This is a genomic window from Pseudomonas sp. 21 (genome assembly GCF_000955805.1).
Lineage (GTDB): Bacteria > Pseudomonadota > Gammaproteobacteria > Pseudomonadales > Pseudomonadaceae > Pseudomonas.
The window spans coordinates 161895-170186 of sequence record NZ_JYOA01000008.1 but is presented as its reverse complement, the minus strand read 5'-3'; the positions used below and the strand labels follow the sequence as shown (position 1 = coordinate 170186).

9 protein-coding genes are annotated in these 8292 nt (G+C 68.5%); 4 read left to right on the top strand and 5 right to left on the bottom strand.

Translation table 11 applies throughout. The annotated features are described in order from the left end of the window. Window positions 1-343 precede the first annotated feature (343 nt). Window positions 344-1720 carry an ATP-binding protein gene (locus UB43_RS20115; RefSeq protein ID WP_045214483.1) on the bottom strand — a complete coding sequence of 459 codons (1377 nt, stop codon included), beginning with the start codon at window positions 1718-1720 and terminating at the stop codon, window positions 344-346. After that, window positions 1720-2442: a response regulator gene (locus tag UB43_RS20110; protein WP_045214481.1), complete on the bottom strand. Its 723-nt coding sequence runs from the start codon at window positions 2440-2442 to the stop codon at window positions 1720-1722. Before UB43_RS20110 ends, UB43_RS20115 begins: the two co-directional genes overlap by 1 nt. A 189-nt stretch (window positions 2443-2631) precedes the next feature. Between UB43_RS20110 and UB43_RS20105 the strand changes: the two genes are divergently transcribed. Genes UB43_RS20105 through UB43_RS20095 form a run of 3 tightly spaced genes read left to right on the top strand, consistent with a single transcriptional unit; the run spans window position 2632 to window position 5605 of the window. Beyond that, window positions 2632-3768 carry an ABC transporter substrate-binding protein gene (locus UB43_RS20105; protein ID WP_045214480.1) on the top strand — a complete coding sequence of 379 codons (1137 nt, stop codon included), beginning with the start codon at window positions 2632-2634 and terminating at the stop codon, window positions 3766-3768. Further along, window positions 3765-4829: an iron ABC transporter permease gene (locus UB43_RS20100; protein WP_045214478.1), complete on the top strand. Its 1065-nt coding sequence runs from the start codon at window positions 3765-3767 to the stop codon at window positions 4827-4829. The genes UB43_RS20105 and UB43_RS20100 overlap by 4 nt, the downstream gene beginning before the upstream one ends. Continuing rightward, a complete protein-coding gene (locus tag UB43_RS20095; RefSeq protein WP_045214477.1) occupies window positions 4826-5605 on the top strand; it encodes an ABC transporter ATP-binding protein in 780 nt (259 codons plus the stop codon). Before UB43_RS20100 ends, UB43_RS20095 begins: the two co-directional genes overlap by 4 nt. A gap of 4 nt (window positions 5606-5609) precedes the next feature. Here the strand turns inward: UB43_RS20095 and UB43_RS20090 are convergent, their stop codons facing one another. Beyond that, complete coding sequence (locus UB43_RS20090) at window positions 5610-6101, bottom strand: DinB family protein (RefSeq protein WP_045214476.1); 492 nt, start codon at window positions 6099-6101, stop codon at window positions 5610-5612. 106 nt (window positions 6102-6207) lie between these two features. On the opposite strand from UB43_RS20090, the gene UB43_RS20085 reads away from it, so the two are divergent. Then, the gene (locus UB43_RS20085) at window positions 6208-7050 is read left to right on the top strand and encodes a LysR family transcriptional regulator (RefSeq protein WP_045214475.1); all 843 of its coding nucleotides are present in this window, start codon (window positions 6208-6210) and stop codon (window positions 7048-7050) included. 3 nt (window positions 7051-7053) lie between these two features. Here the strand turns inward: UB43_RS20085 and UB43_RS30105 are convergent, their stop codons facing one another. After that, the gene (locus UB43_RS30105; protein ID WP_256205192.1) at window positions 7054-7179 is read right to left on the bottom strand and encodes a hypothetical protein; all 126 of its coding nucleotides are present in this window, start codon (window positions 7177-7179) and stop codon (window positions 7054-7056) included. Between the two features lie 100 nt (window positions 7180-7279). Then, a complete protein-coding gene (locus UB43_RS20080) occupies window positions 7280-8203 on the bottom strand; it encodes a glyoxylate/hydroxypyruvate reductase A (RefSeq protein ID WP_045214473.1) in 924 nt (307 codons plus the stop codon). Window positions 8204-8292: the final 89 nt, after the last annotated feature.

Below are 8292 nucleotides of genomic sequence, written 5' to 3'. Positions count from 1 at the left end.
CCGGCGGGCAGGTTCGCGACCCCACGCAGAACATCAATGTAGGAGCGGGCCATGCCCGCGATCACCGCGATAGCGGTGCCATTCAACAGCACCGGCCTGGCGGCCGGATCGCGGGCGTGGCCCGCTCCTACAAGAGCCTTCCCCTGCGTTGTTCAACCGCGAACCTGTCCGCCAACAGGACTCCCTCCCCGGAAACCCGGTGGGCAGGTTCGCGACCCCATCCCCGCTGCAATATTTCCCTTTGCGATGTTTCCCTTGTAGGAGCGAGCTTGCTCGCGAACCGGCACGGCACGGTGCCAAGCCGTTCGCGAGCAAGCTCGCTCCTACAAAGTGGCCCTATCGCTCAGGCGCCCCGATCGAACACCAGCGTCGCTTCCAGCCCACCGCCCTCGCGATTACGCAGCTCCAGCCGCCCATGGTGAGCCGCGGCAATGGTCTGGGCGATGCTCAGCCCCAAGCCGTAGCCACCGGTGGAGCGGTTGCGCGATTGTTCCAGGCGATAGAAAGGCTCGGTCACCCGTTCCAGTTGCTCCGGCGCAATCCCCGGCCCGCGATCCAGCACACGGATGCACAGAGCCTGCGTGCTGTCCTCAACCTCGACTTCGGCGCCACCGGCATAACGGATGGCATTCTCCAGCAGATTGAGCAGCGCCCGCTGCAGGCTCAGCGGGTATCCGGCCAGCGGTTGCAGCGCGCGCCCGGACAGTGAAACCTGCTCGCCCTGCTCCTCGAAATCCGCCTGCAGGCTCTGCAGCAGCGCATTCACGTCGAGGTTCTGCCGCGCCTCGTCGAGGTCGCTGCCACTGATGAAGTCCAGGGTCGCGGTGACCATGCCTTCCATGTCGTCGAGGTCCTTGCGCAGCTTCTGCCGCGCAGCCTCGTCGTCGAGCATCTCGGTGCGCAGGCGCAGGCGGGTGATGGGCGAACGCAGGTCATGGGACACGGCGGCGAGGAAGCGCATGCGCTCGCCGAGGTTATGGATCAGCCGCTGCTGCATGGCATTGAAGGCGCGGGCCGCGCGACGCACTTCCAGCGGGCCTTCTTCGGCCAGCGGCGGGCGCTGGATGTCCTGGCCCAGGGCTTCGGCGGCGCGGGCCAGCTTGTCCAGCGGGCCGATGGCCAGGCGCACCGCCAGCAACGCCAGGAGCACGACGACGATGATGCGCAACAGGTACAGGCGCAGCAGGTAGTCCAGCGCCACGTCGAGGGTCGACTGGCTGCTCCAGCCCTGCCCTTCGACCATCGAGATGCGCAGCCAGCGGCCTTCGCCCAGTGGCGCGGCCAGCAACAGGTGCGCCTTCGCGGCATTGCCCGTGAACAATCCGCTCAGCCCGCTGCGCTCGCCGGCACCATCACGCAACTCCACGCTCAACAAGCGCAAGCCCTGGGCATCGCCGCCCTGGTCGTGCACGGCACGGCGCAGCAGGCGTTCGGCCGCCGGGTCGAAGGAGCCATCCGGCTGATCGGCCGAATCCACCAGGCGCGCCTCGAATCCTGGCCTGTCGAGTGCACTCAGCGCCTGCGGAAAATCCGCCGGCTGGCGCTGGTGCAGGTGCTGCAGGTCGGTCAGCCGCGCCGCCGCCAGGCGCAGCGGAATCTCCAGCGCCTGGGTGTGGCGCACGTCGTACCAGATGCTGCCGGTGAGCACCTGGGCGGCGATCATCCCGCCCACCAGGATCACCACCAGCCGCCCGAACAGCGTGCGCGGCCACAGGCGCATCAGGCGCTGACCACGTCTTCGGCGGTGAGCATGTAGCCCTGGTTGCGTACCGTGCGGATCAGCCTCGGCGACTTCGGATCGTCTTCCAGGTGCTGGCGCAGGCGGCTCACGCAGACGTCGATGGCGCGGTCGAACGGCAGGCGCTCCTTGTCGAACACCTGGCGCAGCAGGAAGTCCCGACTCAGCGGCCGGTTGGGATGCTGCAGCAGCAGGCGCAACAGGCGGAAATCGGAGCCGGCCAGGGCGATACTCAGCCCGGCGGGCGAGCGCAGATGGCGGGCGCGGGTGTCCAGCTCCCAGCCGGCGAAGCGCAGCGTTGCCGCTTCGTCCACCTGGGCGCGCTGCGGGAAGCTCTGTACCCGGCGCAGCACCACCTTGATCCGCGCCAGCAATTCTCGCGGGTCGAAGGGCTTGGGCAGGTAGTCGTCGGCACCCATTTCCAGGCCGATGATGCGGTCGATCAGCGTGCCCCGCGCGGTGAGCATGATCACCGGCACGTCGCTGCGCGCGCGCAGGTCGCGGCACAGGGTCAGGCCGTCCTCGCCGGGCAGCATCAGGTCGAGCACCACCAGGTCCACCGGCTGCACCTGCAGCTGGCGCTGCATCTCGCGGCCATCGGCGGCGGCGGACACCTGGTAGCCCATGCCCTTGAGGTAGTCGGCCAGCAGCTGGCGGATCTCGGGGTCGTCGTCGACGACGAGGATGTGGTCTGGCCTGGACATCGGAAAACTCGCGGCGGGGCGCTATCGATACGGGCTGGCGACACGGGTTGCACGGCGCAAATGTAATGGATTGTTGTGGCGCGGGATTTCACGCCGATCCGATACATAGCCGCCCGGCTCGCCCGCGGCGGCAGCGGTAGAGTGGATTGCAAATGCGATTAATTCTACTTCATGCCCAGGTCGTTCCGCATGCCCTTCCTGTCGTCCCGCTCCCGTCTGCTCCGTTCCCTCGCCACCCTCGCCCTGCTCTGCCTGGGCTGGCTCGGCCTCGCCCTGCCCGCCGAAGCGCTGACCGTCACCGACGTGCTCGGGCGCAAGGTCGAGGTCAGCGGCAATGCCCAGCGCGTCGTGCTCGGTGAAGGCCGCCTGTTCTTCGCCCTCGCCCTGCTCGACCGCGACAACCCGTTCCAGCGCGTGGTCGGCTGGCAGAACGACGTGCGCCTGCTCGACCCGCACACCTTCGACGTCTACGCCCAGCGCTTCCCCCAGGTGAAGCAGATCCCGCTGATCGGCCAGGCCTCGGAGCAGAGCGTCAGCGCCGAGCAGATCCTTGCCCTGAAGCCGGACCTCGCCGTGTTCAGCATCGCCGGCGAAGGCCCGACCCAGCACAGCCCGATCGCCGACATCCTCGCCGCCGCCGGCGTGCCGGTGGTATTCGTCGACTTCCGCGTGCACCCCATCGAGGGTGTGCGCACCAGCCTCACCGCGCTGGGTGCGGCGCTCGGGCGCCAGGCCGAGGCGGACCAGTACCTGAAGTTCTACGACGCCCACCTCAAGCGCATCCGCGATGGCGTGGCCGGGCTGGATGACGCGCAAAAACCGAGCGTGTTCCTCGAACTGCTGGCCGGCGTCTGGCAGGCGCCGGGGCACACCACCGGCAAGAGCGGCCTGGGCAGCGTGATCGACGCGGTCGGTGGCCGCAACATCGCCGCCGGCGTGGTGCCCGGCGCGCTGGGCGACATCAGCGTGGAGTACGCGCTGACGGCGCAGCCGGATCTGTACATCGCCACCGGCAACCGCCAGCCGGGACTGATCCTCGGCGCCGGCGTCAGCCAGCAACAGGCCCGCGAGAGCCTGGGCAAGGTCCTGCAACGCCCCGAATTCGCCAGCCTGGACGCCATCCGCAACGGCAAGGCCCACGGCCTCTGGCACGACTTCTACAACTCGCCGTTCAACATCCTCGCCATCGAGGCCATGGCGCGCTGGGTTCACCCGGAACGCTTCGAAGGCCTCGACCCGGCGCAGACCCAGGCGCAGATCAACCAGGAATTCCTGCGCATCGGCCTGGACGGCACCTACTGGATCGATGCCGGCAAGCCGGAATGAACGTCGCCGTAGACAACATCGACCTGCAGCTGGCACGCCGTGAGCGCCGGCTGCAACTACGCCGCCGCGGGGCAGTGCTGGTCGTCCTGCTCGCCCTGCTGCTCGGCTCCCTGGCCTGGGACCTGCTCAGCGGGCCGTCCGGCTTGACGCCTTCCGCCCTGCTCCACGGCCTGCTTCACCCGGCTGATCTGGAGCCGAGCCAGCGGGTGATCATCTGGAACGTGCGCCTGCCCTACGCGGTGATGGCATTGCTGGTGGGCGGCGCGCTGGCACTGGCCGGCGCGGAGATGCAGACCATCCTCGACAACCCGCTGGCCAGCCCCTTCACCCTCGGCGTGTCGTCCTCCGCCGCGCTGGGTGCTTCGCTGGCGATTTTCTTCCACCTGGGCAACGCCTGGCTGTCGGCCAACACTGCCGTTTCAGTGGCCGCCTTCGTTTTCGCCTGCCTGTCGCTGGTCTTGCTGCAAGGGCTCTCGCGCCTGCGCGGCGGCGGCGTGGAAAGCCTGGTGCTGTTCGGCATCGCCCTGGTATTCAGCTGCAATGCGGCGGTCGCCCTGCTGCAGATGATGGCCAGCGAAGACGTACTGCAACAGCTGGTGTTCTGGACCCTCGGCAGCCTCGCCCGTGCCGACTGGCACAAGGCCGGCGCGCTGGCCCTGGTGCTCGCCCTGTGCCTGCCCTTCTCCCAGTCCGCCGCCTCGAAGCTCACCGTGCTGCGCATGGGCGAGGACCGCGCCCGCAGCCTGGGCGTGGACGTGCGCCGCCTGCGCCGCTTCGCCCTGCTGCGCATCTGCCTGCTGTCGGCGTGCGCGGTGGCTTTCGTCGGCACCATCGGCTTCATCGGCCTGGTCGGCCCGCACATCGCGCGGCTGCTGATCGGCGAAGACCAGCGCTTCTACCTGCCGGCCAGCGCTTTGGTCGGCGCGCTGCTGCTGTCGCTGTCGTCAGTGGCGAGCAAGTTGCTGATGCCGGGGCTGATCGTCCCGGTGGGTATCGTCACTGCACTGGTCGGCGTGCCGGTATTCGTCGTGCTGGTCTGCCGGGGAGGACGCCACGCATGAGCCTGCTCGCCCGGAACCTGACGGTCGCCTACCGCCGCCATGCGGTGGTCCACGACGTGACCTTGCCGGAACTGAAACGCGGCACCCTCACCGCGCTGATCGGCCCCAACGGCGCGGGCAAGTCCACCCTGCTGCGCGGTCTCGCGGGGCTTGAGCGGGTACGCGGCACCATCAGCCTCGACGGCCAGTCCCTGGCGTCGCTGTCGGTCGGCGAACGCAGCCGGCGCATCGCCTACATGCCGCAGCACCTGCCCGGCGGCATCGCCCTGAGCGTACTCGATGCGCTGCTGGCCAGCCTGCGGGTCAACCCGTTCGACGACGCGCTGCGCCGCGCCGACCCGCTGGCCGCCGCCATCGAAGCGCTGCGCCGGGTCGGCATCCTGCACCTGCGCGACCAGCGCCTGGACCGCCTCTCCGGCGGCCAGCGGCAGATGGTCAGCCTGGCCCAGTTGCTGGCGCAGCGCCCCCAGGTATTGCTGCTGGACGAACCCACCAGCGCGCTGGATTTGAACTACCAGCTGCGGGTCATGCAATGCGTGCAGGAAGAAGTGCGCCGCCACGGCCTGATCGCCATCGCCGTGCTGCACGACATCGGCCTCGCCGCGCGCTACGCCGATCAACTGGCGGTGCTGCACCAGGGCCGGCTGGTCGCCGCCGGCGGCGCCGAAAGCATCCTCACTCCGCAGCTGTTCGGGGACGTCTACGGCGTGCAGGCGCGAGTCGAGCGCTGCTCACGCCAGACGCTGCAGATCATCATCGACGAAGTGGCCTGCTGAGCCCTCAGCCTTCGCGGCGTTCCGGCTGGGTGGCGTGGACGAACACCGTGTAGGTGTCCGCCGGGTGCGCCACGCCAGCCTGGTCCAGCGCGCGGGCGATGGAGCCGCGGTGGTAGGTGGCGTGGTTGAGGATGTGGAAGAACATCTCCTCGCGGGTCAGGCTGCCGCTGCGGCCGTCGGTGAAGCGAAAGCGGATGACTTCACGCCCCTGCTCCGGGGTCAGGGCAGCGAGCTGCTCGACGTACCACTGGCCGGAGGTCAGCAGGCGCTCGCGCAGTTCGTCGTAACCGGGCACCGCCTGGGTATTGGTGGCCGGGTGCGGGTCCGCCTCGCCGCTCAGCCGTGCGCGGAACAGGTCCTCGACGATGGCCATGTGGTTGAGCTGCTGGAGCGCGAAGGCATGCTGCTCGGGGAAGCGCCCGGCGTCGATCTGGGCGATGGCGTCCAGTGCCCGACGGTCCGACCAGCACTTGTAGGCGAAGGCCTGGGTCAGCATCGCGATTCCTCCTCAGTAGCGAAGGCGGCACTGTAGCGCATCCGGGGCTTGGGTTGCGCCGGTGCAACTGCCAGACTGGCGCCAGCCCCAAGGACGATTCGCCGCCATGAAAACCCCCGACATAGAAGCCATCCGCGCCTTCCTGCTGGTCGCCGACCTGAAGAGCTTCACCCGCGCCGCCGAGGTTACCGGCGCCACCCAGGCAGCCATCAGCCTGAAGATCAAGCGCCTGGAGGAATCCCTCGGCCGCCCGCTGCTGGAGCGCACGCCGCGCCGCGTCACCCTGTCCGCCCACGGCTCGGTGTTCCTTGCCAGCGCCCGCCGCCTGCTGGCGAGCTACGACGAAACGCTGCGCTGCTTTGAAACGCCGCGGCGCACCCTGCGTATCGGCGTCAGCCACCACATCCTCGGCGCGGACCTGAGCCATTGGCTGCGGCGCCTGGCCCAGGCCGATCCGGAGGTAATCGTGGCCTTCAGCCTGGGCACTTCGCGGCAGATGCTGGAGAGCTACGAGGAAGGCGCGCTGGATATCGCGCTGATCCTGCGCCACGACAACCGCCGCCAGGACGGCGAGGTGATCGGCAGCGAACGCTTCGGCTGGATGGCCGCCGGGTCCTTCGAACTGGAACACGACGCGCCGCTGCCACTGGCGATCCAGCCGGCGCCCTGCGGTATGCGCAGTATGGTCACCAGCGCCCTGCAGGCGCAGAACCGCAGCTGGAGCGAAGCCTTCGTCGGCTCGGGGATTCTCGCGATCGGTGCGGCGGTGTCGGCCGGTATCGGCATCGGCGCCATGGTCGAACGCATGGCGCCGGCCGGTTGCACGGACGTGCGCGAACGCTTCGCTTTGCCGGAGCTGCCGCCCCGCGACGTGGTGCTCTACAGCGCCCATCGCGACGCCCAGACCCGCGCGCTGATCAGCACGCTGAGCCAGGCCATCACCACCTGATGCTCAGTGCAGCAGCACGCCCAGCCGCGCCAGGAACAACGCCAGGGCGACGATCAGCGAGCCGCAGAGAACGACGGCAGCGAAGTGGATGAAGGCGAAATCGCGGGCATCGATCGGTTCGTGGTCCATGAACGGTACTTCCTGAGCGGCAGTCGGGAGCCGCCAGTATCGAAAGTGCCGTTCCGGACAAACAGCTTGCGCCGGCTATTTCAGTGATAAGCGAAACGCGTCAGTAGCCGCTCTGGCGATTCACCGTGTGCAGCAGCTCGGCGCCATCCCGATCGCGCAGGATGTTCTTCGCCACCACCGCCGCGCCGCCTTCCACCTGCATGGTGCTGGCGATGTGCGGAGTGACCCAGACCTGCGGGTGCGACCACAGCGGATGGCCCGCGGGCAGCGGCTCCTCGTGGAACACATCGAGGATCGCCGCGCCGACCTGCCCCGCATCCAGCGCCGCAAGCAGGTCGGCCTCCACCACGTGCTCACCCCGGCCGACATTGATCAGCCCCGCGCCCCTGGGCAGTTGCGCCAGCGTCTCGCGGTTGAGGATGGCGCGGGTGCTGTCGGTCAGCGGCAGCAGGTTAACCAGGATGTCACACTGGGCCAGGAAGCTCGCCAGTTGCTCGGGGCCGGTGTAGGTCTTTACCCCGTCGATCTGCCGCTCGGAGCGGTTCCAGCCCAGCAGCTGGAATTTCAGGTGGCGCAACTGCGCGAGGCACGCCTGGCCCAGTTGGCCCAGCCCCATCACACCGACGCGGCTGGAGGAAGCCGGCAGGATGCTCAGCGACTCCCAGACCTGCCCGGCCTGGGCCGCACGGTAAGCCGGCATCTCCCGGTGCAGTGCCAGCGCGGACATCACCACGAATTCCGCCATGATGTCAGCCAGGGAATCATCGACCATGCGCACCAGCGCCACCGATTCGGGGATCTTCGACAGGTCGAACTGATCCACCCCGGCGCCCGCCGCGAACAGCACGCGCAGGCTGGTGTAACGCTCGATATCGGCGACCGCCTTCCAGGTCAGCAGGTAGGTAACACGCGCCGGATCGACCGCCTCGAAGCCCTCGACGAATTCAAGGCCCGGCACCTGGGCGGCCAGCAGGGCCCTCCATTTGTCCGCGTGTTCGGGTTCGGCGTTGTAAAGAAAGATCACGTCCTGTTCCTCGCTCTTGTTGTTCGCACGTCCTGGCAGTTAACCAGCCGACCCGCGCGAGGAACACCACTGGATAAGCACTGCGGGCC